The sequence below is a fragment of the Micromonospora sp. NPDC005299 genome (assembly GCF_042872345.1).
Lineage (GTDB): Bacteria > Actinomycetota > Actinomycetes > Mycobacteriales > Micromonosporaceae > Micromonospora.
Genome location: NZ_JBIAKG010000020.1, coordinates 22,362 through 48,340 on the forward strand (window position 1 = coordinate 22,362; position 25,979 = coordinate 48,340).

The following is a 25,979-nucleotide window of genomic DNA, read 5'->3' on the forward strand; positions in this document are numbered from 1 at the left end:
GCCGATGAACCAACGGCACGACGATCCGCGAGAGCACGGCTCCGCCTGCTGCGCACCCGGCATACGGGCCCTCCGGGCGGCGCTTGGCCCCGGTGATTCCCCGATCGCGACCCCCGAGCCCGAACCGGGCGTCACCGCCCCCTCCCCCACCGGAACTGCGACCGCACGATTGGCCACCAGCCGGCACACTGTTGCACAGGCGGACGTGCCGGGAGGCCGGTTTCGGATGGGCGACGCGAGCGGCGACGGCAACCCCGGCGACGGTGAGGGCCCCGTCCACCCGGTCGTCCTCTCGCCGTTCGCCATCGACACCACGCCGGTCACCAACGCCGACTTCGCGCGCTTCGTGGCCGCGACGGGCTACCGCACCGAGGCCGAGACGTTCGGCTTCTCCGCCGTGTTCCATCTGGCCGTCCGGGCCGCCCCCGACGAGGTGATGGGCCCGGCGGCCGGCACCCCGTGGTGGCTCGGCGTACGCGGGGCCGACTGGCAGCATCCGCACGGCCCGCGCTCCGACCTGGACGGGCTGGACGACCACCCGGTCGTCCACGTGAGCTGGAACGACGCGATGGCCTACTGCCGGTGGGCCGGCCGCCGGCTGCCCACCGAGGCCGAGTGGGAGTACGCTTCCCGCGGCCGCCTTGACGGCGCCCGGTACCCCTGGGGAGATCGCCTCCTCGACGACGACGGCAGGTGGCGCTGCAACATCTGGCAGGGCCGCTTCCCGACCCGCAACGACCTCGACGACGGATACCTGACCACGGCGCCGGTCCGCACGTTCGCACCGAACGGCTTCGGCCTGTGGCAGACCGTCGGCAACGTCTGGGAATGGTGTTCCGACTGGTACGACCCCGGTTACTACCCGCACTCCCCTGAGCGTGACCCGCAGGGCCCGCTGTCCGGGAATTCGCGGGTGCTGCGCGGGGGCTCCTACCTCTGCCACGACTCCTACTGCAACCGGTACCGCAACTCCGCCCGCTCCGCGAACACACCCGACTCGTCCATGGGCAACGCTGGCTTCCGCACGGTCGCCCTGGGACCGGTCACCTGACGGGCGGCCCGGGCACGGAAAGGCCGGCCCGCCACTGGCGCACCGGCCTTTCCGGCTGCTGCCCGGTCAGCGGGACACAATCCCGTAGGTGCGCACGTAGTCGAAGCTGGCGACTGCCCCGGCACCGCCCATCGAGACGAGCCCGATCCGCAGCTTGCCCTGAACCGGAAGCGACCAGGTGCCACCCCACACCCAGTGCGTCCCATCGGTGCTGGACGCCATCCGCACGTCGTGCTCCTGGCGCGCGGCGTCGTAGTGGTAAACCAGGCGCAGCCACGTCGTCCCGGCCGGCGGACCGCCGAACATCGGCCCGTTGAACACCGGCATCGGGGGCGTGGTGGTAGGTCGCTCACCCTCCTTGCCGAACTCGGTCTGGTGCGTCACCGCAGCGGGGATCCGGTTGATCGGTAGCACCGAGTGGACCAGCTTGAGGTAGCGGTCGTCGTTCTCGTACAGCACGATCCCCGCCTGCTGGGCCGGGTTCGTGCCGGTGAAGTCCAGCTTCGTCTCCACCGCGAAGTCCCCCTCAGGCGTGTCGCGCAGCAGCACGGATGCGGTGTTGTTGGCGTTGTACAGGTCGGCGCTCTGGCTGGACCACGTGAGGGCGCCACCACTCTCGCCGGCGACGGCCGACGTCCCGCGGACCCAGCCCCATGACGGATCGGACGACTCGGGGCGGCCTGTTGCGTTGAACTCGTCCGAGTAGGCCGGCTTGAGATCGCCCAGCACCGGGTCGGGCACCCGCTCGGTGACCGGCTGGTAGAGGGGTGCCGCGCTGATGTTGTCAGCCTGTCCGGGCGCGTTGAGCGACGCCGCGCCGATTCGACCGGGTGCCGGGGTGTCCGGGAGCGAGGTACGCACGACCGCCTGGGCGTCGCGCAGCCGGTCCGCCGAGACGTCGACGCTCAGGCTGGTACCCCTGAGTTCAGCGGAAACCGTGTGCCAGCTGCCCAGGTTGAAGGACGCGGGCAGCGGAGCGCTGGTCTCGGTGGTGTCCCCGCGGTCCGTCACCGACACCACCAGTGCCCGGCGGCCACGGTCGAGCCACGCGACGACACGATTCTGCGGGCCACGGTCGGAGATCACCAGCCCGACCGAACCGGCGTCACCGGCCTGGGGCAGGCGCAGGTCGCCCTCGATCCGCCGGTCGCCGCTGACGGGGCTGGCCTGGACGAACAGCGACGGCTGCGCCGGGGAGCCGGCCTGGGACAGCACACCCTGCGCGTCGGGCACCTGCGTGACGGTCCACCGGCCCACGCCGGCTCCCGCGGGAACCCACTCGGGCGGGATTCCCTCGTTGAAGGTGCTGCCCGCGACGGCCTGCGTGACCGGCGCCGGCTGCTCACCGCTCGACGGCCCGGCCCCGGCGCGCAGCACCGGCCACCCGTCGATCCAGTCGAGGCGGTCGATCATCAGCGGCCGCTTTGACAGCGCGGCCAACCGCCCGCCGCCGCCGTTCACCGGCGGGAAGTCCGGATCGTCGGCCGGAATCGCGTGGTAGACGAGCCAGTCCTGGCCGGAGAGGTCGGTCTGGATCGCATTGTGGCCCGGTCCGACGAACCCGTTGCCGTTGGCGGCGGCGACGATGCCGCCCTTGCTCCGCCGGTCCATGAGGAACTGCCCCTCCTGGTTGACGAACGGCCCGCGCGGGTCGTCGGCGCGTCCCACCTTCACGGTGTAACCGCTGAATGCGCCGTCGCAACAGCCGGCGTCGGAGAAGAACAGGTAGTAGTGGCCGTCGCGCTTGACGACGAAGCCGCCCTCGGCACGCCGTCCCTGCGCCACCTGGGTCACCGGGCCGGCCAGGGCGGTCGCGTCCGGAGTCATCGCCGAGACGCAGATGGTGTCGTAGCTGCCCCAGTAGAGGTAGTGCGTGCCGTCGGAGTCGGTGAACATCGCCTGGTCGATGCTGCCCGTCGGGCAGCCACTGTTGTTCGCCGGGAGGAGCAGGCCGTGGTCGGTCCACGGCCCGGTGGGACCGTCGCTGGTCAGCAACGCGACTCCGCCGCCGGAGAGGCTGTAGGTCAGGTGGTAGGTGCCGTCGACATATCTGATGTCCGGCGCCCAAGGTCGCGTCCGGGCCGGCCACCAGGAGGGGGTCGCGTCGGCGGCGATCGCGTCTCCCGCGTACTGCCACGACACCAGGTCGGTCGACCGCAGCATCGGCAGGATGTGCTCACCCGCCTCGCCCTTGCTGTTGAAGATCGGGTTGGTGGTGCCGTAGGCGTACCACGCGCCGTCCTTGCCGCGGATCATGGTCGGATCGGGGAAGGTGTCGACAACGTGCTGGCTCACCGGATTCGCGTACGTCCTGACCTGACCGGCGGTCGCTGGCGGGGGCGAGGCGGTCGCTGCGGAAGCCGCGTGGGGGAACGCGATGCCGGCGACGAACAACGGCACCGCGAGGACCACGCCGACGAGCGGCCGAGGGGTGGAAAGAATTGTCATCTACGCATCTCCTTCTGCCCGGGAAACTGGTGCTAATCGCCCTGGCTGTGCTCAGGAGCCAGCTGCAGGTCGCGGAAGTCATCGATCCACGGGTAACCTCGTCCGGCCAGCCCGTTCGGCGCCGACTGCACCGTGTACGGCGCGAACACGCTGTTGAGCAACCACGGCACCTTGTCCGGGCCGAAGTTCTGCACCATGAGGGTGTCCTGCCTGAAGCCGTAGCCGGCCATGGCCAACCGCCCGGTGGCCCGGAGCGTTTCCATCTGGTCGCGCAGGTAGTGTCGCTGGCTCTCGAACCAGGGGCTGCTGGACAGGAAGTCGTCCCACTGCTGCTGCGGGAACGGGTGCGCGATGGCCGCCTGGATCACCTGCCAGACCTTCGCGTCGGCAGGGAATCCGTAGCGCTCGGCGAAGCCGGCCGAGATCGGGTCGCTCATGTGCTCCTTCCAGTACCAGACGAGGGAGAACTCCGTGGCCAGGAACGTCTGGTCGGGTCGCAGCCGAGGAAGTACGTAGTCGAGGAACGGCTGGGCCGCTTCCCGGCTCGGCACGTGCGGATGGATGTCGACGCCCTGGATGTCGGGGGTCTCCCGGACGAACCGCATCCAGCGTTCAGCGGCCGGTGTGTGGCGGTCCGGCAGGTCGAGGCGGTTGAGCGCGCCCATGTAGAGCCGGGTCTTGCAGGCCGGCGGGCACTGCGCCCGGCGGTAGGCGATGACCCGCTGGGCCACAGCCTCGTAGAAGTCGTTCAGGACGTCGGTGCGGTCCTGCGGGCGGCTCTCGATGAACGGCTCGTTACCGATCACCAGGAGGTCCACCCGTCCCATGACGACCGGAAGAACTTTGTCCAGGCGGGCCAGCTCGCCGGCCATCGCGTCGGTGCCCGCCGCCGGCATCTCCGTCTCGGCCAGGGGGAACTTCAGGCTGAGTGCGGTGCCGTAGCCCCGCCGCGAGGCGTCCAGCACGGTATGGAGCGTGGTCGTGTCCGCGGGGTCGCCGTGGTCCGCGTCCGGCATCGTGAAGAATCCCCGGATCCAGGTGGCCCGGGCGGCCTGCAGTTCCCGGTAGTTGAGGCTCCCGAGATTCTGGTTGAAGTTGGCACCGAGAACACCGTCGGCGGCGTGTGCGCGGGTCATCGAACCGTCGGGCGTCGTACCGCGGGCAACACCGGCCTGCGCGCTCACGGCCGATGCACCCGACACGAGTCCAGCTGTCACGGCGATTACCGACAACAGTCGACGTAACATTCCATTCCTTCCGAGAGGCATTTGGATTGCGCTGCCGACGTTAGGAGGGCCACATTTTTCCGGCAATGACGCGGCACAATCCAATGTGGCGTGGCCCGGGCTGGCCGGACACCTCGACGCCATTTCCATGCCGGGTGGCCGGGACAGGGGCTGAAGCACAGCGCGGCGGCCGATTTTCCGGGTAGAAGAAACGGCCGCCGCGCGGGTGAGTCAGGCGGTTGTCGTCCGGCCCGGGTTCCGGCGCTCGACGTACAGGTGGCCGCCCTCCGGGCCGGTCCATTCGACGCGCACGACACCGGGCACAGCGGCGTCGGCGAGGCGCGACGGGTCGGACCAGTAGCCGAAGTTGGGATTACGGAAGAACGTCGCCCACAGTTGGCCGCTGCGATCCACGAAGAAGTTGTTGTGGCCAGCGCCGACACCCGCGGTCCACCGCTTGGAATACGGTCCCTCGAAATTGTCCGACACAGCGACTATCGCGTCGTACTGATACTGCGTGCGGCCGGGGCCGGGCGGGTCGTAGGCGTACCGGGTGCTGCCGTCGGGATTGATCGACGTGCGGTCCCACGCGGCCTGGAGGAGGTAGTACCGCCCCTCGTACTTGAACACGTACGCGCCTTCGAGATACGGCTCGGGTGAGTAGGGCATCTGCTGGAATCTCGGGAGGTTCGTCGTCGGGATGACGTCCTCCATGTCGTCCCGGAACTTTGCGTACAGGTCGTTGTGCAGCACGAGCCACGCGTCGTCGCCCTCGGTGTACAGGCTGCCGTCGATGTGGTGGTAGGCGCCGGGCTGGATGAACTTGGGTCCCCCGATGAACGAGTCACCGAAGGGCTTCTCGAGGTTGCCCTCGATGAGCCGGTACGGGCCCTCGACCCCGCCCTCGCTCACGAGCAGGAAGGACCCGACCTTCCGGGAATGGTCCCCCATGCAGGCGACGATGTACCACGTGCCGCGGAAGTAGTGCACCTCCGGCGCCCAGGCCTGGCCGCGCTTGCCGAACTGGTCGTCGTACCAGTACTCCTGCCAGGGAGCGACGACGGTGCGTCCCGGCCGGTTCTCGCCGGCGAACTCGGGCGACCACACCTTGCCCCGCTCGGCGTCGGGCCGGATGCCGGTGGTGTCGGCCAACCTCCACGGTCCCCGCAGGGACGGGGACACCCACACGAAGATGCCGTCGTTCCACGGGCCGGCCGCGTCGAGCCCTGGCACCCGGGTGGTGCCCGTGGCGACGTACATCGGACGACCGTCGACGACGAAGCAGTTGACGTAGGTGTCCCGCATCCAGACCTGGCCGCGCTCCTCGTCCCGCGGACGCAGCTCGAGCGGGAGGATGAAGGAGTTGTCCTGACGCGGCCACAGGTCCAGCCGGTTGTCCGCGAGCCCGTAGGGCTGGGGGTCGGGCCAGTTCGACGGGTACGGCCGCGTCGACGTGACCTCCGCCGACGCCGCCTGCGCCGCGGTAGCGGGAAGTGTCGCCACTCCGAGGAAGCCAGCGACACCGGCCAACAAGGACCTCCGGTCGACGTGCAACCCGTTGTCGGAACTGCTCATCAGTCACGTCCTCCAGTCATGCAGGACGTCTGCCCTGCCTGCGAGGCAGGTTAGTGAGCCTGATTTCGACAGTGAATAGATGACAAAATGGTTTTTGATGCGCCCCCGCCGCCGCCTGGCACCGACATCAGGGGCTTCTCTCCCCAGGCGTCGGCCAACTCCATGAAGCGGTCGGTCGCGGCGTCCTCGGTCGCCGCAGCGTAGACCGGTTTGAGCGCCTTGGCGATCTTGTCCCAGTCCTGCCGGGCCGCGTACCAGAATGAGTTGCGCAGCAGGTGCGCCACACACGTCTGCACGGTCGTGCGCGGCCAGGTCGCCTCCACCGCCTCCGGCAGGCCCTTCCTCGACCGGCCCGACGTCGCTGATCACGTCTCGGCCGGCTGCCGTTACGCCTGTATCCGCTGCCCCGAATGGAAGACCTCACTCTTGCCGAGATCTACTGGGCAAGGACTGCTTGATCCTCTCGATCAATATCGGCCAGATGCCTGCGGCATCGATGCAGCTGGATCAAGAGGTCGCACGATGCTGCCGGGTTCGATCGCCACCTTCTTGACGCCGTCGATACCCAGCCCGGCCTTCCCCAGCGCGGGGCCCGAGATCATATGGCCGAAGATGACCGGCCTCGCCAGCGCCGGCACCGCCGCCGCGGGCCAGAACCATGCCAAGGGCCAGCAAACAACGAGAATCAGTAATGTTTCAATCCTGGGTCCTCGCAGGTCTAGATCGCATGCCGAACACATTTACGAATTTGAGCGAACCCCGCCGGGAGGCGCGGGGCTGCCGCTCCTGCCGTAGGGCAGGTTCAACACAATAACCTCGTCGAGCAGCGTCTCGGCCGAGCCCCATCACCAGTTTCGTGCGATCGATCCGATGGTCTCCCACTCGATGGTGAGGCCGCCGTTGTGCTCCAGCCAGATGTACCGCCCGCTCCCGAAGGTCTCGGATACTACTTCGGCATGGTGGTGAGGTCAGTGTGAGGCGTGCAGTACAGCGAGCGCCACGCTGAGACCGCCGGCGGCGGTGGCGAGGGTGACCGCCGCCAGCCAGGGACCGGGCGCGCGGGCCGAACTCAGCACGGCCGGAGCGGCAGAGGGCGGGAGACGGCGTCGCAGCGCCGCTGCGGCGACGATGATCACTGTCGCCGCGCTGCCGATGGGGGCCAGGAACGCCCAGCCGCCGAGGTGCGGCAGGAGGAACCGACCGGCCACGGCCGCCGCGACGACAAAGGCGGTTGCGGTGCGGCGCCACGCCAGCACTGTCCGTTCAATCTGCAACCCCTGATCAGCCGACGCGTCCGATCCCGGGGAGGGGCGTGAGGGCAGCGAGTGACCAGGGCCGGTCACAGGATGAGCCCCAGCAGGACCAGGATGCCGACGAGCAGGAGGCCCGCACCGACCGGTACGGCCATCAGCGGCGGTGGGAGGCCTCTCCCCCGTCTCAGGGCGAGCTCGGTGCGGACCCAGCCGAACCAGGCCTGGGCCGGGGAGGCGGCACCCAGCAGGATCAGCACGATCGCCGCCGCTCGGCGCAGCCCGGGCACGATGGGCAGGTTCACCGCCTCCAATGCCACGCCTGCGGCGAAGAGCGCCAGGGAGGTGCGGATCCACGCCAGGAACGTGCGTTCGTTGGCCAGGCTGAACCGTGGATCGGGGTCGCTGCCCTGGCTGAAGACGCGGCGAGGCCACCGGGTCGAGGCGCCCGGAGACGCCTGGCTGTCGGCGTGCGGGGCGGTGGAGTGGGGTTTCACCACGCCGAGAGCCCCTTGACGATCGCGATGACGCTTCCGGTGAGGGCGAGCGCCAGGACCCAGCGCCGGGTGGCGGTCTCCGGCAACCACCGCTCCAGATAGTGCCCGCCGCCGATCCCGGCCAGCATCGCCGCGCCGCAGGCCAGCAGCAGTCGCCACGACAGGACCGGGGCGCCCTTCGCCGCGAGCGACAGCAGGTTCGTCACCAGGCCGACGAGCTGCACGGTCGGGACGAAGCTCCGGTGCTCCCAGCCGGTGCTGGCGGCGTAGACGGCGAGCGGCGGTCCGCCGGTGCCCGCCGTGGTGTTGAAGAAGCCGGACGCGAACCCGGAGGCCACCGCCCCGCCCCCACGCCGGAGGAACGGCATGCTCCGGCCCGCCGCCACCCAGGTCACCGATCCCGCCGTGATCAGGCCGATGCCGACGAGCAGGACCGGGCCCGGCAGCTCCCGGACCACCCAGACGCCCAGCGGCAGGGCCAGAACCACACCGGCGATCATCTGGACGGCCACGCGGCGGTGCAGCGCCCGGGCGGTCACGCACAGCACGATCAGGTTGATCACGGCGGAGAGCAGGTTGGCCAGCGTCACCCCTGAGAAGGGGCCGAGGATCACGACCAGGAACGGGGCGGCGACCAGGGCGAAGCCCAGGCCGGTCGCTCTCTGCATGGTGGCGCCGAGCGCGACCGCGCCGACCGCGAGCACGTCGCCGACGGGCGGCATGTCAGCGCGACACGGCGTCGTCAACCACGTCGGCGAGGCGCCGCAGCCGGTCGACCGAGATCGTGCGCAGGTCGTCGGCCATGGTCGGGCTGCCGACCACGGACGCCCAGACGGCCCGACCGGCGAGGAAGCCCGAAGCGCCGGCCCGGCAGGCGAGCCGCACGGCGTCGGGGAAGACCTCCGCGGGCACGCCGGAGGACAGCACCACCCACGGGCTGCTGATGACCGACGACAGCGCGGCGCACCCGGCGGTGATCTCGTCCGGGGCCCCCTTGCCGTGGGTCGGCACCTCCGACTTGTAGAGGTCGGCACCGAGGGCGCCCAGCTCGCGGGCCGCCGCATGGATTCCCGCTTCGTGGTCGTACGCGCCCCCGTCTCGCGGGCCACGGGACACGGGCTCGATGATGCTCACCAGCCCGGCCTCGCGGCAGCGCGCGACGAAGTCGGTGACCATGGTGATCCGCGGCTCCGGCGCCTCGTCCGGCCGGTAGAGCACCAGGAGCTTGAGGGCCTTCGCGCCCTCCTTCCGCACGGTCGCGGGGTCGACCTCCGGGTCGATCGCCACGTCCGCGACGAACTCGGTGGCGCTCGGGGTGAACGCGTCGGCCGCCGCGATCAGGGCGCACGACGGGTCGACCGCGTTCTGTGCGATCACGGCGTTCCAGCCGAACTGCTTGTCGACGAGGATCGCGGACGCGTACGGGCTGAGCGCCCGGGCCGCGTCGACCTTGAAGGCGGTCAGCTGCGCGTCGGTCACCGGCTCCGGCTGGCGCGCGGCGAACATGGCGCGTAGCGCCTCGCGCTGGTCGACGGCGAGCATGGCGTAGCCGCCGGACGGGCGGGCGAGGATCGAGGGGTCGGCGGTCACTGTTCCTCCAGCGCGGGAGCGGCCGGTCCGCCGCCGCAGTCGGCGACGTCGAGGCGCTGAGATCAAAAGATGTTAGAAAACTACCATCCCCTGTTAGCCAAAGAACAAGGGCTAGACTACCGACGTGTCAGTGGAAGCCATGCGCTACGACGGCGCCCCGCAGCGGCGGACGCACATCATGGCCGCGCTCCGCCGGGCCGGCTTCCTCTCGGTCGCCGACATCAGCGCCCAGCTCGGCGTCTCCCAGATGACGACCCGCCGCGACCTCCGCCGGCTCGCTCAGACCGGCGAGGTGCTGCTGGTTCATGGCGGTGTCAGCCTTCCGCCGGGCGGCGTCGGCGGTCCCGGCTACGCGTCCCGCGCGCTCAGCCACGCCGGCGCCAAGCGGGCGATCGGCGCCGCGGCGGCCCGCCTGGTCCAGGCCGGCGACACGATCGGCGTCGACAGTGGCACGACCACGGCCGAGGTGGCCCACGCGCTGCCCGAGGACTTCGACGGCTGTGTGATCACCCATTCCGTTCCCGTGCTGGCCCATATGCTGTCCCGGCCCAGGTCACGGGTCATCGGGATCGGTGGCGAGCTGCTGCACGACAACCAGGCGATGGTGGGTTTCGCCGCGCTGGACCTGGTCCGGCGCATGCGCGTGCGCCTGCTGTTCCTCGGCGCGAGCGCGGTCGACGAGCGCGGCGCGTACGTGCGCTCGGAGGTCGAGCTGAGCGCCAAGCACGCCCTCATGGACATCGCCGACGAGGTCGTGCTGCTCGTCGACGCGAGCAAGCTGACGGCCACCGCCCCGGTCCAGGTGTGCGGGTTCGACCGCATCGACACCCTGGTCGTCGACGGTCCGCTGCCCGACGCGGTGGCCGCGGCCGCGCGCCGCACGGGCACCCGCGTCGTGACCGCGTAGGTCGACCGGGACCCCCCGCTCGGGAACCGTCCGCTGCAGGGGCGACTCCCGCACTTAAAGCTGCCCGAGGGAGGCCTAAGTCCCTTTCGCGCCATCTCAACTCGCGGTCTTTCTTGTTTCGTGGTCTTGACGTCTCGGTGAACTGCGTTCAACACTGCATGCAGATCCTGTCGACGTGAGAGAAGGCACATGGACCTCAAGGCCGCACCCTCTGCCGCGGAGACCCGCGCGGCCGCGCTGCCGGACGCCGCGCTGCCGGACGCCGCGGTGACGGATGTGCGGTGCCGGGTCTTCCGGGCCCGCCCCACCGAGCCGATCGCCATGTCCTTCGCGCCGCTGACCCACCGCGTGATGATCCTGGTCGAGGTCGAGCTGGCCGACGGTTCGGTCGGCGTCGGCGAGAGCTGGGCGAACTACCCGGCCTGGGCGTGGCGCGAGCGGATCGCCACGATCCACGACGGCGTCGCGCCGCTCCTGACGGGCCGCCGCTTCCCCGACCCGGCCACCGCCCAGCGGGCGCTGCTCGCGGAGCTGGCGCCACTGGGCCGGCAGTGGGGTGCCCCCGGTCCGGTCCACCAGGCGATCAGCGGTGTCGACATGGCGCTGTGGGACCTGGCCGCCCGCCGCGCCGGCACCAGCCTGGCCCGGCTGCTCAGCGCCGCCCCCCGCACGGAGCTGCCGGTGTACGGCTCCAGCCTCGGGCCCACCGGGGTCGCCGAGGTCGCTTACCGCTGCGCCGCGCTGGGGCTCACCGCGGTCAAGGTCAAGGTCGGGTTCGGCGCGGACACCGACCTCGCCAACGTCCGGACCGCCCGGCGGATCCTCGGCGACCAGGTGCAGGTCTTCGCCGACGCCAACCAGGCGTGGCGGCTGACCGAGGCGCTGGAGATGGTTCCCGCGCTGGCCGACCTCGGCGTCGCGTGGGTCGAGGAGCCGCTGGCCGGCGACCGCCCCGCCGAGCTGGCCGAGCTGACCCGCCGTACCGGCATGCCGCTGGCGACCGGGGAGAACCTCTACGGCGCCGCGGCGTTCGAGCCCTACCTGGACGCGGTCGAGATCCTGCAGCCCGACCTCGGCAAGGTCGGCGGCGTCACCGAGTACCTGGACGTGCTGGCCGCCGCGACGGCAGCCGGGCGGACCGTGAACCCGCACCTCTACAACGGCGCGGTCGCCACCGCCATGACCGTCCAGGCCGGCGCGATCTCGCCCGCGACCCGCCTCATCGAGTGGGACATCCGCTCCAACCCGCTGCGGCAGGCCGCCGACGGCCTGCTCACCACCCACGGCACGGTCCGCGTGCCGGACGGGCCCGGATTCGGCATCGATCTCGACCAGGACCAGCTCGACGCGTACGAGGAGCAGCTACCGTGACCGACCCCATCGTCAACGACATCCTCTCGGCCGCCACCGCCGTACGCGTGGCCGGCCGGGTGGCGGGCGGACCGCGGCTCGCGGTGCTCGACCCGGCCACCGGCGAGCCGTTCACCGAGGTCAGCACGGGTAACAGTGCCGACGCGGCCGCGGCCCTCGGCCTGGCCCAGCAGGCCCTGCCGGCCTGGGCGGGCACGCCGAGCGACGCACGGTCGGCGGCGCTGCGGGCCATCGCCGCGGACGTCGAGGCCCTTGCGGCACAGCCCGAGTGGCCCGCGCTGATCACTCGGGAGAGCGGCAAGCGGCTCGCCGAGTCGGCGGCCGAGCTGGGGCTGACGGTCGCCTACTTCCGGATCATGGCCGACCTGCTGGACCGGCAGGAGGCCGAGCAGCTCGCCGTCGTACCCGGGATCGGGCACCGCGTGACCGCGCGGCCCGCCGGTGTCGCCGCGGTCCTGACCCCCTGGAACTTCCCGGTCTCCATCCCGGCACGAAAGATCGCGCCGGCGCTGGCGGCGGGGTGTCCGGTGCTGTTCAAGCCCTCCGAGCTGACGCCGCTGTCGTCGATGGTGCTGGCCGCGGTCGTCGAACGGCACGTGCCCGCGGGGGTCCTGTCGACGGTGCTCGGCACACCCGCCGACGTCGTCGATCCGTGGCTCGCCGACCGGAGCGTCGGCGTCGTGTCCTTCACCGGGTCGACCCGGGTGGGGCGGCTGGTCGCCGCGGCCGCGGCGCCGCGCTTCCTGCGTACGGTGATGGAGCTCGGTGGTTGCGCGCCCTTCCTCGTGCTGCCCGACGCGGATCCGCAGGCGGCCGCGCAGACGCTGCTGGTGGCGAAGTACCGCAACAACGGCCAGTCCTGCATCGCCGCCAACCAGATCTTCGTGGCCCGCGAGGTGGCGGCCGAGTTCACCGAGGCGTTCGTCGCGGCGACCGAGAAGATGGTCGTCGGCCTCCCCACGGACCCGGCCACCGACCTCGGTCCCCTCGCGCCGGCCTCGGACCCGGCCCGGATGGCCGCGCTCGTCGAGGAGGCGGTGAGCAAGGGCGCGCGGAAGGTCACGAGTGGGGCCGTCCCGGAGAAGGGCCACTTCGCCCCGGCAACTGTGCTGCTGGACGCGCCCGCCGGCAGCCAGGTGATGACCGATGAGATCTTCGGGCCGATCGCGCCGATCCACGTCTACGACGACCTCGACGACGCGCTGGCCCTGCACCAGGCGACCGGGTACGGCCTGGCCGGCTACGTGTGCAGCGCGGATCTCGACCGCGCCCACGCCGTCGCCGACCGGCTCTCCGCCGGGATCGTCGGCATCAACACCGGCACCCCGAACACGCCGTGGATCCCGTTCGGCGGCGTGCGGGACTCGGGCCTGGGGTACGAGGGCGGCCGCCCCGGCCTGGAAGCCTTCCAGACCTTCCTGTCCGTCGGTTCGAAGGCGCAGGGGTGACGATGCGCCTGCTCATCGGACAGACCGGCGCACCGACCAGCGTCGTCAACGCCAGCCTCCGCGGCTTCCTCGAGGCGGCTGCGGATCACGACGTGCTGGCGCTGCGGGGCGGCCCGGACGGCCTGGTCGAGGGCCGGCTGACTCCGGTCACCGCCGCCGACGTGCCGGCCGCCGCGACCCGGCACGGCGGATCCTGGCTCGGCGCCGGCCGGCGGGCGGTCACGGAGGCGGACCTCGACCGCACGCTCGACGTGCTGGCCGCCAACGGTGTCGAGGGCCTGGCCCTGATCGGCGGCAACGGGACGATGGCGCTGCTGCACGCCCTCGCGCAGCGCGCCGCCGCGACCGGGCGCGAGCTGAACGTCGTCGGCATCCCGAAGACCGTGGACAACGACCTGGTCGGCATCGACCACTGTCCCGGGTACGGCTCCGCCGCCCGCTACCTCACGACCGTCGTCCCGGACCTGGCCCGCGACCACGCGGCGATGGCGGGCATCGAACCGGTCCGCATCGTGGAGACCCTCGGCCGCTCGGTGGGCTGGCTGGCCCTCGCCGCGACGTGGCACCGCGACGATCCGGCGCACGCGCCGCACCTGGTGCTGATTCCGGAGCTCGCCTTCGACCGGGCGGCGTTCCTCACCGCCGTGCAGGACGCTCTGCACGCGCACGGGCGGGCGTTCGTGGTCGTCAGCGAAGGCGCGGCGAGCGAGATGACCGACGACCCCTTCCAGGCCGTCAACCACACGCGGATCATCCTCGGCGGCGTCTCCCGGGCGCTCGCCGGGCTGGTGAGCACCGAGCTGAATGTCGCCGCCCGCGGCGAGGTGCTCGGCATGGTGCAGCGCAGCAGCGGCGCGCTCGCCAGCGATGTCGACCGGGCGGAGGCGGCGGAGGCCGGGCGGCACGCGGCGAAGCTGCTGGCCGACCGCGCCAGCGGACTGATGGTCGGCCTGCACCGCAGTGCCGGAGAGACCGTGTACGACCCGGTGCCGCTCACGGAGGTGGCCGGCCGGACCCGGCCCGTACCCCCGCGGTGGCGCACCACCGACCCCGCCGACCTCGGCGACTTCTACGACTGGCTCTTCCCACTCCTCGGTCAGAACGGAAAGGCATAAAGATGCGGCACAAGTTCTTGAGCGCCGGGTTCGCCCTGGCCCTCGTCGGCGGGCTCGCCGCCGGCTGCGGCGGCGGCGACTCGGGCGGCAGCGCCAACGAGATCTCCATCGTCATGTCCAACCACCCGTGGCAGAAGGCCATCGAGCCGCTGATCCCCGAGTTCGAGAAGGCCTCCGGCGTCAGGGTGAAGGTGCAGACCTTCGCCGAGCAGCAGGCCCGTGACAAGATTTCGCTGACGCTGCAGTCGCGCAGCTCGTCGATGGACGTCTTCATGACCCTGCCGTCGCGCGAGGGCCTCCAGTTTAGCAAGGCCGGCTACTACGCCGCGCTCGACGACTACATGAGCAAGTCCGCCGCGTACGACGCCGCTGACTTCCCGGCCGCCGTCAAGACGGGCATGACGATCCGGGACAAGATGATCGCCGCGCCGGTGAACGTCGAGGGTGTCGTCCTCTACTACCGGACCGATTTGTTCAAGCAGTACGGGATCACGCCGCCGAAGACCCTCGACGAGCTGCCCACGGTGGCCGCCGCGATCAAGCAGAAGTCCGGTGGCAAGGTGACGCCGATCGCGCTGCGCGGGCAGTCCGCCGCCCTGCCGTTCACCTTCGGGCCGTTCCTGCACTCCCAGGGCGTGGAGTGGACCAAGCCGGACGGCACTCCGAACTTCGACGCGCCGGGCGCTGTAGACGCGATCAAGCGGTACGCGACCCTCGCCAAGGAGTACGGCCCGCCCGGCGTGGTCAACAACACCTTTACCCAGTCCTCGGCGCTCTTCGCGGCGGGCAACGCGGCCATGGAGCTGGAGTCCAGCAACGAGATCAGCAGCATCAACGACCCGAAGACCTCGAAGGTGGTCGGCAAGATCGGCGTGCTGGACTTCCCGGCCGGCTCGGCGGGCTCGAAGTCGACCGTCCTGAACTGGGGCATCGCGATGTCCTCCTACTCGAAGCACAAGGACGCGGCCTGGAAGTTCATCGAGTGGGCGACCGGCAAGGCCACCCAGCTCAAGCTGACCGAGGGTGGTATCGCGCCGCCGCGCACCTCGGTGGCGCAGGACAAGGCGTACACCGACACGTTGAACACCGACACGCTGAAGCAGTGGAGCCAGGCGCTCGCCAACGTGCAGACGAACGGCTCCACCGAGGTCGGTCCGGTCGGTGTCGCCGCCCCCGAGATGCGCAAGCTCGTCGGGGACGCGGTCGGCAAGGTGATCCTCGGCCAGGCGGACGCCGGCGCCGCCGCCAAGGAGATCCAGGACGGCCTGACCCCGCTGCTGGCGAAGAACGCCGGATAAGTCATGAGTGACCTGATGACGAAGCCGCCCACCGCCTCCGGATCCGCGAGCGCGGCGCCGGGGGCGGGGGCGCCGCCCCGGCGTCGCCGCCGGGTCGACCCGACCGCCCGGGGCGTGTGGCCGTTCGCGCTGCCGGCCGTGCTGGTCACCGCCGTGCTCGTGCTGGTGCCGGTGGCGTACACGATCTGGCTCTCGGTCAGCGACCGGCAGTCCGACGGGACCAACACGGGGTTCCTCGGGTTCGCCAACTACGCCGAGATGTTGGGCAACCCGGAGTTCTGGAACTCGCTGAAGGTCACGCTGTTCCTCTTCGTGGTCTGCCTCCTGGTGGAGACCGTCCTCGGGCTGGCCCTGGGGTACGTCATGAGCCTCGACGTGCCGGGCCGGCGGATCTTCCAGGGCATGATGCTGATCCCGGCGATCACGGCGTCGGTCGCGGTCGGCCTGGTCTGGCTGCTGATCATGGACCCGTCGCTCGGCGCGGCCAACCAGATCCTCGCCAAGGTCGGCATCGACCCCGTGGTGTGGCTCGGCGACCCGGACATCGCGCCCTGGTCCATCGCCCTGGTCGACATCTGGCAGTGGACGCCGTTCATGGCACTAATCATCTCGGCCGGGATCCGGTCGCTGCCCGAGGAGCCGTTCGAGGCCGCCGCGATCGACGGCGCGAGCGGTTGGCGCACGGCCTGGAACATCGGCCTGCCGCTCCTGCGCCCGGTGCTCACGGTGGCGATGCTGCTGCGCACCGTGGATCTCGTGCGCTTCTTCGACACGATCTACATCATGACCCAGGGGGGTCCGGTGAACTCCACGAACACCCTCAATGTGTACGGCTACAACGCCGGCTTCGTCGACCACGAGCCGAGCTACGCGGCCACCCTGCAGATCGCCCTGCTCGCCCTGGTGATCGTGATCGCGGGCGGGTTCACCTGGTTCCGGCAGCGGGCCGCGCGATGACCAAGCGACTCGGCGGCGTGTACGCCGCATACCTCGTCTTCGCGGTCATCTTCTTCGGCCCGGTGCTCTTCATGCTCTGGTCGTCGCTGCGCAACAACGTCGACATCACCGGCTCGCTGTTCAACGTCGGGTCGCCGCTGACGCTGGAGAACTTCACCAACCTCTTCGAGCGCTTCGAGTTCGGCCGCTACATCGCCAACAGCTTCATCGTTGCCGGCGGGTCGACGATCCTCGGGCTCGTCCTCGGCGCGCCCGCCGCGTACGTGATCGTGCGCCGCAAGCTGGCCACGCTGGGCTTCGTCACGCTGCTGGCCCGCATGGCCCCCGGCGTGCTGTTCGTGCTGCCGCTGTTCGTGCTCTCGATCCGCGTCGGCGGCCCGGACAGCGTGGCGCTCAACTACACGCTGCTGATCGTCGCGCACCTGATCATCACGCTGCCGCTGTGCATCTGGCTGCTGGTGCCGTTCTTCGAGGAGATCCCGATCAGCATTGAGGAGTCGACGCTGATCGACGGCGCGAACGCCTGGCAGCGGTTCCGCCGGATCGCCCTGCCGCTGGCCCTGCCCGGGCTGTCGGTCGCGCTGACGCTCAGCTTCATCTTCAGCTGGAACTACTTCCTGTTCGCGCTGGCCCTGGCGAACGAGCGGACCCTGCCGCTGACCGTCATCGCGTTCAACTTCATCGGCCAGGGCTCCAACGACTTCGGCGGCCTGATGGCCGCGAGCACGCTCATCTCCGCGCCCGCCCTGCTGCTGACGCTTTTCGCGCAGCGCTGGCTGGTCCGCGGCATCACCGGAGGAGCCGTCAAGTGACGTCCATGCGGGCCCGCTTCCAGGGCAACGGCGAGATCACCTTCGAGAAGACCACGCTCGGCGACGTCGCCGAGGGCGACGTTCGCCTGCGGGTCGACGTCTGCGCGCTCTGCGGGTCGGACAAGCGGCTGCTGCAGAGCGGCTCCCCCGTCGTCCCGGGCCACGAGATCGGCGGCACGGTCGTCGGTGGTGCGCTGCCCGAGGGCACGCGCGGCATCGTCTACATCCCGGTCTTCTGCGGTACGTGCGCGCGCTGCGCCGCCGGCCGCACCAACCAGTGCCTGCACCTGTCGCAGCTGATCGGCTGGCAACGGGACGGCGGTTTCGCCGAGCACGTGGACGTCCCGGCACGGTGCGTCCTGCCGGTGCCCGACGACATCCCGCTGTCCGTCGCGGTACTCGGGCTCGACACGGTCGGCACCGCCGCGCACGCCCTGCGGTTGGCACTGCGAACCCAGGACTCGGTGGATCGCGCGCTGGTCGTCGGCGCCGGGCCGCTCGGCCTCGGTGTCGTCGCGGTCACCCGGGCCATGGGGATCGCGGTGGACGCCTTCGACCCCAATCCCACCCGTCTCGACGCCGCGACGACGCTCGGCGCGACGCCCGCCGGCGACCTGTCCGCCGAGAACCAGTACGACATGGTCGTCGAGGTCAGCGGCGCGAACGCAGCCCGGGAGACGGCACAGCGGGTGGTCCGGCCCGGCGGCACGGTCGTCGCACTCGGCGAGTCGAACGAGCCGTACACCATGCCCGCCACGCCGCGCTGGCGGCGGACCGACTGCTACACCGTCCGGTCCTTCTACTTCCCGGTCAACGAGGTCGAGGCGAACTGGGACCTGCTGCGCGTCATGGGCGCGTCGCTGCGCGACCTCATCGTCAAGCCCCTCACCCTACCCGAGCTGCCCGAGGCGTTCGCCCGCTTCGTGGCCGGCGACTACGTCAAGCCCTGCATCGTGTCGGCGGACGCCCATCCCGTGTCGGAGGTAACCCGATGAGCCTGTTGATCCTCGCCGTCGACCAGCGTCCCTGGCTCACCCAGGCCCTCTACGGGCACACCGCCACCGCGCTGCCCGGCGAGCGCGCGGCGATCACCGACGGCAAGCACATGGTCCTCGAAGGACTTCTCGCCGCCCTCGACGCCGAGCCGCGCCTGGCCGCGCACGCCGGCCTCCTGGTCGACGACCAGCTCGGCGCGGGGGTGCCCGAGCGGGCGCGCGCCCACCGGGTGACGCTGAGCATGCCCGTCGAACGCGGCGGCTGCGACGTGTACGAGACCGAGCCGGCCGACCTGCCGGGGTTCCTCGCCCACTTCCGCCCCGAGTTCCCCAAGGTGCTGGTCCGCTACAACGTCGAGGGGTCGGCGTCGGACAACCGCGAGCAGCGGTCCCGGCTGGCCAAGGTGTCGCAAGCGGTCCGGGACTCCGGCGGCCGGTTCCTCTTCGAGCTGCTCGTGCCGCCGACGCCGGAGCAGCGGAGCATCCCGAGCGAGGCGTTCGACACCGAGGTGCGGCCGGGGCTCATCCACCGGGCGATGGCGGAGATCGTCGAGGAGGTGCCCGTCGACGTCTGGAAGCTGGAGCACCTCGGCGCGCCGGAGCACTACCGGACGGCCGCCGACCTCGCCGCGCAGACCGGCGGCGAGTGCATCCTGCTGGGCGCGAACGCCCCGCGAGCCACAGTCGACGGTTGGCTCACCGATGCCGCCGCCAACGGGTTCACGGGCTTCGCGATCGGCCGTAGCATCTGGTGGGACTCGCTGCGCGGACTCTTGGCCGGCGACCTGACGCGGCCCGAGGCGATCGCGGCGGTCGCTGCCAACTACCGCCACTTCGCAGGGACGTTCCTCCAGTGACCAGCTCTCTTCAGGCCGACCAGCGCGTCGGTGAGGTGCTCTACAAGACCCTCCGCGACCGGATCATCTCCGGCGAACTGCGGCCGGGCGCGCGTCTGAGCGTCCCGGCCCTCGCCGAGGAGTTCCACGTCAGCCGCAGCCCGGTCCGGGACGCGGTGATCCGCCTCGTGCAGGAGAACCTGGTCGCCGAGACGATGAACCGCGGCGCGGAGGTCGCCCGCATCTCCCGCGCCGAACTGGTGAGCCTCTACGAGGCCCGCGAGGTCCTGGAAGGAGCAGTGGCCCGGCTGGCGACGGAGAAGTACGACGCCTCGCTACGGCGTAGCCTGCTCGCGCTGCTCACCGAGCACCGCACCGTCGCGGAGCAAGGCGACTTCGCCCGCCACATCGAACTGGACGCGGCGTTCCACCGGGAGATCCGGCAGGCGGCGCAAAGCCCGGTGCTGGCCCGGATGCTCGACAGCGTCCAGAGCCGGGTGCTGGTGGCGATGCGCTCCACCAGCCTGACCGGTGGCATGGTCCAGGCCGTCCACGACCACCAGGCCATCTTCGAGGCCATCGGTTCCGGTGACGCGGAGGCCGCCGAGGAGGCCGCGCGCTCCCACATCCGCCGACTGAAGGAGTTGCTGCGTGCTGCTGACTGAGGCCCGTTTCTTCGGCACCGGCGACGTACGGCTGCTGAAGTCCGAACCGGCGCCGCTCGGCCCGCGGGAGGTGGCGATCGCACCCCTCGCGGTCGGCGTCTGCGGTACCGACAGCCACATCGTCGCCGGCAGCTTCGCCGCCGCGCCGCAGGTCGTGCTCGGCCACGAGGTGTGCGGTCGGATCACCGAGCTGGGTCCGGCGGTCGACGGGTTGGCCGTGGGCGACCTGGTCACCGTCGAGCCGCACGACTACTGCACCCGGTGCACGTACTGCCGGCTCGGCCAGGAGCACCTCTGCGACAGCAAGCGGGGGTACGGCGTGAAGCTCGACGGCGGCATGACCGAGCGGATGGTGGTGCCGGCCCGGATCGCGTACCGGCTGCCGGACGCGACGCCGCCGTGGATCGGGGCGCTGACCGAGCCGCTCGCCTGTTGCCTGCACGGTATGGACCAGCTGAACCCGCGCTCGGGGCTGCCGATCCTCATCTTCGGCGCCGGGCCGGCCGGGGCCATGATGGTGGCCCTCGCCAAGGCCCGCGGCCTCGCGCCGGTCGTGGTGCTGGACCCGCGCGCCGACCGGCGGGCCGCCGCGCTGCGCATGGGTGCCGACGCCGCCCTCGACCCGGCGTCCATGGACGAGGCCACCGCGCTGACCGGCGGGCTCGGCTTCCCGCACGTGATCGACGCGGTCGGCTCCGGCCGGATCCTGGAATCGGCGATCGCCGTGTCGTCGCGGGGCGGCCGGATCCTCGTCTTCGGGGTGGCCCGGCCCGACGACGAGGCCCGGGTACGCCCCAACGAGATCTTCGCGCGGGAGCTGACGCTCGTCGGTGCGGTGATCAACCCGTACACGCACCACCGCGCGGTGCAGATGCTGCCGACCCTGGGCCTGGACCGGCTGCGTCCGGCCTTCTACGGCCTGGACCAGCTACCGGAGGCCCTCGAGGCGCAGCAGACAGGCACGGCCGACAAGGTGTTCATCGCCCCGCACGGCATCGCCGCCGCACAGGGCTGACTGTGAGCATGGCGGCATCGGTTCCGCAATCGTGAGCCGATAGCCGGCAGCGGCAGGCGTGATTCTAGGTCTGACTGGCATGGTGCCTTTGAGACGACTTGTCCGCCTGCTGCTGCCGGCGCCGGCGCCGGCGCCCAAGGCAAAACCGACCGCGAGATCAAACGCTGCCTCACTGGGGGAGTATCGGTTCCGCGATCGATCCCGTTGGCGACGCGGCCCGCGCACCCCATGTACTGCCGTTTTGCCCCACAGGTCGCCTCGCCCTGCTTCTGCTGGCCGGTCTCGTTCAACGCCCCGACCACCAAGCCACGATGCCGACCGCGGCGGGCCGCCGCATCCAGCCCGCCGGCGGCGAACCGGCGCACCACACCCATCGCCGCCCGGGTGTCCCAGACCGCCCGGTTCGGCGGGCGGCTGAGCGGTTCCAGGTCAGCCCAACCACGGCGAAGCGGTGGGCCGACCGCTACCGGTCGGACGGGGTCGCGGGGATGGTCGACCGGTCCAGCCGTCCCCGCCGCTGTCCGCGACGTACTCCGGCGCCGGTCGAGCGGAAGGTGCTGCACCTGCGGGCGAAGCGGCGGTGGGGACCGGCCCGGATCGCCGGCCGGCTCGGCATGCCCGCCTCAACATGCCACGCGGTACTGCGCCGGGCGGGGGTGGCCCGGCTGGCCCACCTGGATCGGGCCACCGCAGCACCGGTCCGCCGCTACGAGCATGCCGCGCCCGGCGACCTGGTCCACGTCGACATCAAGAAACTGGGCAGCGATCAGTTCGGCGTTGGCCGCCGGCCCATATCGGCTGCTTGCGGTCTCGTACGAGGCGTTCAGTCAGGCGTACGCCTTCCGCAGCGTGCGCCTCGCCGTCCGTCTCAGGCCTCTCGGCTTCTCGTGATGACTCACCTGCCGCTGGCGGCGTCGTGCTCGCAGCTGCGGCCGCGGCCGACACACTGCGGGCGCGGGGCCTGTCGTGACAGGCACCGCGGGACGAGGCGCGGCAGTGTTTCCCCTTTGCCTTGGACGCCACACCCCGGGGACCAGCACCTTACACAGGCTCGTGTTTGACGGCTTGGCGGACGAGACGGTTGGCGTCTGCGCGGGGGATTGTGGTGGCGCGTAGCAGGTCGCCGGCGATCGTGGCTACGTGTGCCATGACGACGGCGCCGGACAGGTCTAGTCCGTCGCGTCCGGCTTGCCCTGCCTGGGAGACAGCGGTGAGTGTCGTCCGGCGGGCGATTGTGGGTTTGCGGCCGTTGACGAAGTCGGTGTGCAGTTTGCTGACGGCCGCGCTGAGGGTGGTGACGGCGCCGCCAAGGACATCGAGGTTCCGTTCGTGGTCTTCGATCGCGCTCTGGGCGCGGCGGGCAATGCCCCGACTGGCCTGGATCGCCCGGCCGAGGTGTTCGGCGGCGTCGACGTACTGCCTCAATGTGTTGCGCCAGCGGCGCCGCTGCGGGGAGTAGTGGACCACCTCGCTGGCCCCCTGCAGCGCCTCGGACAGCTGTTGCAGCTGCCCATCCATGGCCCGCAGCCGCTGCAGCGCCGACTGCGCCACGTCCGCCTCACGTCGGCGCAAGGCACGGCCCGTGGCGGCGAGTTCTTCCGACAGGGTGGCCAGGGCCGGGCCGGCGGCCCGCTCGACGGTGCGCAACGGGTTCAGCGGCAGCAGGAGAATCACGACGGTGAGCGCGGTGAGCCCGCCGATAACCGCGTTGACGATCTGTGGGGCCTCGACACGCGCTCCGGTGGGCGCCACCGTCGACACCAGCACGGCGGTGCCTCCAGCCTGCGTGATCAGCCCGCCGCGCCCGGATACCGCGATGGCCAGCAGGATGGTGGCGGTAACGATTCCCCCGGTCTGCCACGTCCCACGTCCCGTGAACCTGATCAGCACGTCGGCGACACCGATGCCCAACGCCACCCCAAGGACCAGCTCGACCGTACGGCGCAGCCGCTGACCAACCGCGGCGGCCACGGTGCTCACGGCGGCGATCGGCGCGAACACCGGATTCGTGCTCACACCCACTCTCCGCGCCACCGCCCATGCCAAACCCGCGGCCAGCCCCGCCTGCACCGCCACGATGCAGTACATCCGCAGCTGCCGCCACCGGTCACGCTCGGTGGCCCTGCTCCGCTCCTCCCACCGTCGCACCAGCGCATCCGCGCGAGCAGCATGAAGGTTCCCGTCCCGCGGATACGTCCGTGTCGAAAACCACGCCATTGCTGGCCATCGCATGCGTGCTTCTACCCGGCGGACAGACTGGCTATGACTCGACGAGCAAACACCTTCGTCCTCGTGCTGCGCACGGCCGCCCCCGCGCGGCCATCCTTGGGCGGGCGCTGGTGCAAACGCTGCTTGCGCCAGCCGCTCTGCTCACGCCATGCCGCACCCTCGCCCACGACACCGCGGTGACCGGCCACCGCAGACCGGGACCGCGTCCGGATGCGTCGGTTATGGGCTAGTACTCCAACGTCACTTGGTTTCGGCGTTGGGCGTGGCGCGGGCATGAAGACGGCCACCGCGTTGATCATCGATGGTTTGTGAGGACAACCGAAGATCGTGCGGTGGCCGCGTGCCACAGCGTAGACCCCGCCGGATGGCGGGTCATCCTCGACGAGGCGGTGACGCGTGTCGCTGACCGGTTCGTGCGGGCGGAGCCACGTCGGACCGCCGGGCAGTTCGTGGAAGGACTGCTGTCGGGCGTGGAACGCAAGACCTGCTGGTCGCTTGCAGAACGGGCGGGTCACGACGATCCACAGGCGATGCAGCGGCTGCTGCGCACGGCGGTGTGGGACGCCGACGCCGTTCGCGACGACGTTCGGGCCTGGCTGATCGAACAGCTCGGGCACCCCGACGCGGTGCTGGCCTGCGACGAGACCGGCTTCCTGAAGAAGGGCCTGTGCTCGGTCGGGGTCCAGCGGCAGTACACCGGCACCGCCGGCCGTGTCGAGAACAGCCAGGTCGGGGTGTTCCTGGCCTACGTGTCGCCCGAGGGGCGGGCGATGATCGACCGTCGGCTCTACCTACCCGAGACGACCTGGTGTCAGCAGCCCGACCGCCTCGCCGCCGCCGGCGTCCCCGACCAGGTCGGGTTCGCCACGAAGCCTGCCCTCGCCCGGCAGATGATCGCCGCCGCCCTGGATGCCGGAGTCCCGTTCGGGTGGGTGACCGGCGACGAGGTCTACGGCGCCGACCCCGGCCTACGCGCTGACCTGGAACACCGCGGGATCGGCTACGTCCTGGCCGTCGGCTGCGACCGACGCGTGCACATCAACGACGGCCGCACCCTCATCCGCGTCGACGAACTCGCCGAGCGGATACCCAGGCGTGAGTGGCAGCAGCACAGCTGCGGACTCGGGGCGAAAGGACCCCGCGACTACCTGTGGGCCTGGATCACCACCGCCACCCAGCCAGGTGAGCATCGGTGGCTGCTGATCCGCCGCAACCGAACCACCGGCGAGCTGGCCTTCTACCTGTGCTGGTCACCCCGACCGGTGCCACTGCACACCCTCGTAACCGTCGCCGGCTCCCGTTGGAGCATCGAGGAGCTGTTCCAGACCGGTAAAGGCCAGGTCGGCCTGGACCACTACCAGGTCCGCGGCTGGACCGGCTGGCACCGCTTCATCACCCTGGCCATGCTCGCCCTGGCCGTCCTAACCATCCTCGCCGCGCAGCAGCCCGCCGCCGACCCGGAGATCATCGCGCTGACCGTCGCCGAGATCCGCCGAATCCTCAACGCCTTCGTCCTCGCCGTGACGCTCCCACCAGAGCACATCCTGCACTGGTCGACCTGGCGATGAACATCCCAAGCCAGAGCCCGACGAGCCCACTACCAGCGCAGACAGGCGAAGTGACGTTGGAGTACTAGCCGCTGGAGCCCCCGACGCTCCCCCGGCCATCCCGAACTGTCCCCTTGCGTCACTAGTTCGACGTTGTGCGTCCCCCTCCGGCGATCGGATGTCGGTGTCCGCCCCTCCATCTGGACCACCGGGACCTGGCCTGCCTCGCTCTCGAGGTGCCCCGCGCAGTCGTGGACCTCGACACGGAAGGCGGCCGTGCGGGCCGGTGCCGGCGCCCGGCGGCCGCGCCTAGGCTGCTGCCCATGATCGTGTGGGTGTCCTCGTTTCCACGCTCGGGAAACACGTTCCTCCGCATCCTGCTGCGCCGTCTATACGGCGTACGGACGTCCGTCGTATACGACGTCGACGGCGTCGCCACACGCTTGGGCGCGGCCCTGGTCGGGTTCGAGGAGCGGCCTGCGGCAATCCGCGCGATGCGGACTGACGAGCAGGTGCACTTTGTCAAGACGCACAGGCAGCGCGATGACGACGTCGACGAGTCGGACCGAGCCATCTGCCTCGTCCGCGACGGCAGAGACTCGCTGGTCTCATGGGCTCGGCTCAACAGCGAAGGGAAAGGTCGCGAGTTCGAGACCGAACTGAGAGCGATGATCAACCGAGAAGACACGGTCGGGACCGGGAGTTGGGGGCAGAACGCGCTTAGCTGGCTGCTGCCACCAGCACCCCATCGGGTCATGCTCAGGTACGAAGACCTCGTACGTGAGCCGCGAGCATCCGTCCAGCGGGTGATGGCGGAACTACTGTTGTCCGGGATCACGCCGCGGGTCGACGTGGGCATTCCGTCGTTCGAGGAGTTACACGCAATCGATCCGGGGTTTTTTCGACGAGGACAGGCGGGCACCCATCTCGACGAACTTTCGGACGATCTTCATCAGCTCTTCTGGTCCCGGCCCGACAATTGCGCCGCGATGACGCTCCTGGGCTACCGCTAAGGGACGTCTCGTAACTGGGTGAAGGTGTTGCCCGGGGCCGGGCCGGTGGTCAGCCGGTGAGGATGATGTTGTGGAGGTTGGCGATGCCGGAAGCGGCGTCGGCCAATGTGTGGGCGGCGCGGCGGTAGTCGCGC

Annotated in this window: 24 protein-coding genes and 1 pseudogene; 15 read left to right on the forward strand and 10 right to left on the reverse strand. The window is 70.7% G+C overall.

Features of this window, described 5'->3' with window-relative positions; all coding sequences use genetic code 11:
• Positions 1 to 4 precede the first annotated feature (4 nt).
• Positions 5 to 1,051, forward strand: coding sequence for a formylglycine-generating enzyme family protein (locus ACFYPD_RS32460; RefSeq protein WP_387122071.1), 1,047 nt, complete (start codon positions 5 to 7; stop codon positions 1,049 to 1,051).
• Positions 1,052 to 1,117: 66 nt separating this feature from the next.
• Here the strand turns inward: ACFYPD_RS32460 and ACFYPD_RS32465 are convergent, their stop codons facing one another.
• From ACFYPD_RS32465 to ACFYPD_RS32505, 9 genes are all read right to left on the reverse strand, one after another.
• A complete protein-coding gene (locus ACFYPD_RS32465; RefSeq protein WP_387122074.1) occupies positions 1,118 to 3,499 on the reverse strand; it encodes a family 43 glycosylhydrolase in 2,382 nt (793 codons plus the stop codon).
• 32 nt (positions 3,500 to 3,531) lie between these two features.
• Positions 3,532 to 4,767: a hypothetical protein gene (locus ACFYPD_RS32470; protein WP_387122077.1), complete on the reverse strand. Its 1,236-nt coding sequence runs from the start codon at positions 4,765 to 4,767 to the stop codon at positions 3,532 to 3,534.
• A 189-nt stretch (positions 4,768 to 4,956) separates the two neighbouring features.
• Positions 4,957 to 6,300 (reverse strand): family 43 glycosylhydrolase, encoded by a 1,344-nt coding sequence (locus ACFYPD_RS32475; protein ID WP_387122080.1) that lies wholly within the window; start codon positions 6,298 to 6,300, stop codon positions 4,957 to 4,959.
• Positions 6,301 to 6,350: 50 nt separating this feature from the next.
• Positions 6,351 to 6,635, reverse strand: coding sequence for a transposase (locus ACFYPD_RS32480; RefSeq protein WP_387122135.1), 285 nt, complete (start codon positions 6,633 to 6,635; stop codon positions 6,351 to 6,353).
• 132 nt (positions 6,636 to 6,767) lie between these two features.
• On the reverse strand, positions 6,768 to 6,965 hold the full coding sequence (locus ACFYPD_RS32485; RefSeq protein ID WP_387122083.1) for a hypothetical protein: 198 nt from the start codon (positions 6,963 to 6,965) through the stop codon (positions 6,768 to 6,770).
• A gap of 303 nt (positions 6,966 to 7,268) precedes the next feature.
• Positions 7,269 to 7,643 carry a DUF202 domain-containing protein gene (locus tag ACFYPD_RS32490; RefSeq protein WP_387122085.1) on the reverse strand — a complete coding sequence of 125 codons (375 nt, stop codon included), beginning with the start codon at positions 7,641 to 7,643 and terminating at the stop codon, positions 7,269 to 7,271.
• Positions 7,640 to 8,050 (reverse strand): YidH family protein, encoded by a 411-nt coding sequence (locus ACFYPD_RS32495; protein ID WP_387122088.1) that lies wholly within the window; start codon positions 8,048 to 8,050, stop codon positions 7,640 to 7,642. Before ACFYPD_RS32495 ends, ACFYPD_RS32490 begins: the two co-directional genes overlap by 4 nt.
• Complete coding sequence (locus ACFYPD_RS32500; protein WP_387122091.1) at positions 8,044 to 8,769, reverse strand: TSUP family transporter; 726 nt, start codon at positions 8,767 to 8,769, stop codon at positions 8,044 to 8,046. Before ACFYPD_RS32500 ends, ACFYPD_RS32495 begins: the two co-directional genes overlap by 7 nt.
• A 1-nt stretch (position 8,770) precedes the next feature.
• Positions 8,771 to 9,637, reverse strand: coding sequence for a hypothetical protein (locus tag ACFYPD_RS32505; RefSeq protein WP_387122094.1), 867 nt, complete (start codon positions 9,635 to 9,637; stop codon positions 8,771 to 8,773).
• Positions 9,638 to 9,761: 124 nt separating this feature from the next.
• Here ACFYPD_RS32505 and ACFYPD_RS32510 point away from each other — a divergent pair, with 124 nt between their 5' ends.
• The 12 genes and pseudogenes from ACFYPD_RS32510 to ACFYPD_RS32565 form a co-directional block, all read left to right on the forward strand.
• The gene (locus tag ACFYPD_RS32510; RefSeq protein WP_387122096.1) at positions 9,762 to 10,544 is read left to right on the forward strand and encodes a DeoR/GlpR family DNA-binding transcription regulator; all 783 of its coding nucleotides are present in this window, start codon (positions 9,762 to 9,764) and stop codon (positions 10,542 to 10,544) included.
• 189 nt (positions 10,545 to 10,733) lie between these two features.
• The gene (locus ACFYPD_RS32515) at positions 10,734 to 11,915 is read left to right on the forward strand and encodes a mandelate racemase/muconate lactonizing enzyme family protein (protein ID WP_387122099.1); all 1,182 of its coding nucleotides are present in this window, start codon (positions 10,734 to 10,736) and stop codon (positions 11,913 to 11,915) included.
• Positions 11,912 to 13,363 (forward strand): aldehyde dehydrogenase family protein, encoded by a 1,452-nt coding sequence (locus ACFYPD_RS32520; protein ID WP_387122102.1) that lies wholly within the window; start codon positions 11,912 to 11,914, stop codon positions 13,361 to 13,363. Before ACFYPD_RS32515 ends, ACFYPD_RS32520 begins: the two co-directional genes overlap by 4 nt.
• A 2-nt stretch (positions 13,364 to 13,365) precedes the next feature.
• Complete coding sequence (locus ACFYPD_RS32525; RefSeq protein ID WP_387122138.1) at positions 13,366 to 14,478, forward strand: diphosphate--fructose-6-phosphate 1-phosphotransferase; 1,113 nt, start codon at positions 13,366 to 13,368, stop codon at positions 14,476 to 14,478.
• Between the two features lie 2 nt (positions 14,479 to 14,480).
• On the forward strand, positions 14,481 to 15,776 hold the full coding sequence (locus tag ACFYPD_RS32530) for an ABC transporter substrate-binding protein (protein WP_387122105.1): 1,296 nt from the start codon (positions 14,481 to 14,483) through the stop codon (positions 15,774 to 15,776).
• Positions 15,777 to 15,779: 3 nt separating this feature from the next.
• Positions 15,780 to 16,733: a carbohydrate ABC transporter permease gene (locus ACFYPD_RS32535; RefSeq protein ID WP_387122108.1), complete on the forward strand. Its 954-nt coding sequence runs from the start codon at positions 15,780 to 15,782 to the stop codon at positions 16,731 to 16,733.
• Positions 16,730 to 17,545: a carbohydrate ABC transporter permease gene (locus ACFYPD_RS32540; protein WP_387122111.1), complete on the forward strand. Its 816-nt coding sequence runs from the start codon at positions 16,730 to 16,732 to the stop codon at positions 17,543 to 17,545. The genes ACFYPD_RS32535 and ACFYPD_RS32540 overlap by 4 nt, the downstream gene beginning before the upstream one ends.
• Positions 17,546 to 17,550: 5 nt before the next feature.
• Positions 17,551 to 18,540, forward strand: a complete 990-nt coding sequence (locus tag ACFYPD_RS32545; protein ID WP_387122141.1) for an alcohol dehydrogenase catalytic domain-containing protein — start codon at positions 17,551 to 17,553, stop codon at positions 18,538 to 18,540.
• Positions 18,537 to 19,397, forward strand: a complete 861-nt coding sequence (locus tag ACFYPD_RS32550; protein ID WP_387122114.1) for a 2-deoxy-5-keto-D-gluconate 6-phosphate aldolase domain-containing protein — start codon at positions 18,537 to 18,539, stop codon at positions 19,395 to 19,397. Before ACFYPD_RS32545 ends, ACFYPD_RS32550 begins: the two co-directional genes overlap by 4 nt.
• Entirely contained in the window at positions 19,394 to 20,041 is a 648-nt protein-coding gene (locus tag ACFYPD_RS32555; RefSeq protein WP_387122117.1) for a GntR family transcriptional regulator, read from the forward strand. Before ACFYPD_RS32550 ends, ACFYPD_RS32555 begins: the two co-directional genes overlap by 4 nt.
• Positions 20,028 to 21,056: an alcohol dehydrogenase catalytic domain-containing protein gene (locus ACFYPD_RS32560; protein WP_387122120.1), complete on the forward strand. Its 1,029-nt coding sequence runs from the start codon at positions 20,028 to 20,030 to the stop codon at positions 21,054 to 21,056. Before ACFYPD_RS32555 ends, ACFYPD_RS32560 begins: the two co-directional genes overlap by 14 nt.
• A gap of 398 nt (positions 21,057 to 21,454) precedes the next feature.
• Positions 21,455 to 21,865 (forward strand): annotated as a pseudogene (locus ACFYPD_RS32565) (helix-turn-helix domain-containing protein); the annotation flags it as partial.
• Between the two features lie 232 nt (positions 21,866 to 22,097).
• Here the strand turns inward: ACFYPD_RS32565 and ACFYPD_RS32570 are convergent.
• Entirely contained in the window at positions 22,098 to 23,288 is a 1,191-nt protein-coding gene (locus ACFYPD_RS32570) for an aromatic acid exporter family protein (protein ID WP_387122123.1), read from the reverse strand.
• Positions 23,289 to 23,674: 386 nt separating this feature from the next.
• Between ACFYPD_RS32570 and ACFYPD_RS32575 the strand changes: the two genes are divergently transcribed.
• Both ACFYPD_RS32575 and ACFYPD_RS32580 read left to right on the forward strand, forming a co-directional pair.
• Positions 23,675 to 24,853: an IS701 family transposase gene (locus ACFYPD_RS32575; RefSeq protein ID WP_387122126.1), complete on the forward strand. Its 1,179-nt coding sequence runs from the start codon at positions 23,675 to 23,677 to the stop codon at positions 24,851 to 24,853.
• Between the two features lie 302 nt (positions 24,854 to 25,155).
• Entirely contained in the window at positions 25,156 to 25,845 is a 690-nt protein-coding gene (locus ACFYPD_RS32580; protein WP_387122129.1) for a sulfotransferase domain-containing protein, read from the forward strand.
• Positions 25,846 to 25,979: the final 134 nt, after the last annotated feature.

Bases quoted from the DNA above. Each gene is read 5' to 3' on its own strand.
- ACFYPD_RS32460 (WP_387122071.1), top strand. From the start codon at position 5: ATGAACCAACGGCACGACGATCCGCGAGAGCACGGCTCCGCCTGCTGC.
- ACFYPD_RS32465 (WP_387122074.1), bottom strand. From the start codon at position 3,499: ATGACAATTCTTTCCACCCCTCGGCCGCTCGTCGGCGTGGTCCTCGCG.
- ACFYPD_RS32470 (WP_387122077.1), bottom strand. From the start codon at position 4,767: ATGCCTCTCGGAAGGAATGGAATGTTACGTCGACTGTTGTCGGTAATC.
- ACFYPD_RS32475 (WP_387122080.1), bottom strand. From the start codon at position 6,300: ATGAGCAGTTCCGACAACGGGTTGCACGTCGACCGGAGGTCCTTGTTG.
- ACFYPD_RS32500 (WP_387122091.1), bottom strand. From the start codon at position 8,769: ATGCCGCCCGTCGGCGACGTGCTCGCGGTCGGCGCGGTCGCGCTCGGC.
- ACFYPD_RS32515 (WP_387122099.1), top strand. From the start codon at position 10,734: ATGGACCTCAAGGCCGCACCCTCTGCCGCGGAGACCCGCGCGGCCGCG.
- ACFYPD_RS32525 (WP_387122138.1), top strand. From the start codon at position 13,366: ATGCGCCTGCTCATCGGACAGACCGGCGCACCGACCAGCGTCGTCAAC.
- ACFYPD_RS32530 (WP_387122105.1), top strand. From the start codon at position 14,481: ATGCGGCACAAGTTCTTGAGCGCCGGGTTCGCCCTGGCCCTCGTCGGC.
- ACFYPD_RS32535 (WP_387122108.1), top strand. From the start codon at position 15,780: ATGAGTGACCTGATGACGAAGCCGCCCACCGCCTCCGGATCCGCGAGC.
- ACFYPD_RS32540 (WP_387122111.1), top strand. From the start codon at position 16,730: ATGACCAAGCGACTCGGCGGCGTGTACGCCGCATACCTCGTCTTCGCG.
- ACFYPD_RS32545 (WP_387122141.1), top strand. From the start codon at position 17,551: ATGCGGGCCCGCTTCCAGGGCAACGGCGAGATCACCTTCGAGAAGACC.
- ACFYPD_RS32550 (WP_387122114.1), top strand. From the start codon at position 18,537: ATGAGCCTGTTGATCCTCGCCGTCGACCAGCGTCCCTGGCTCACCCAG.
- ACFYPD_RS32570 (WP_387122123.1), bottom strand. From the start codon at position 23,288: ATGCGATGGCCAGCAATGGCGTGGTTTTCGACACGGACGTATCCGCGG.
- ACFYPD_RS32580 (WP_387122129.1), top strand. From the start codon at position 25,156: ATGATCGTGTGGGTGTCCTCGTTTCCACGCTCGGGAAACACGTTCCTC.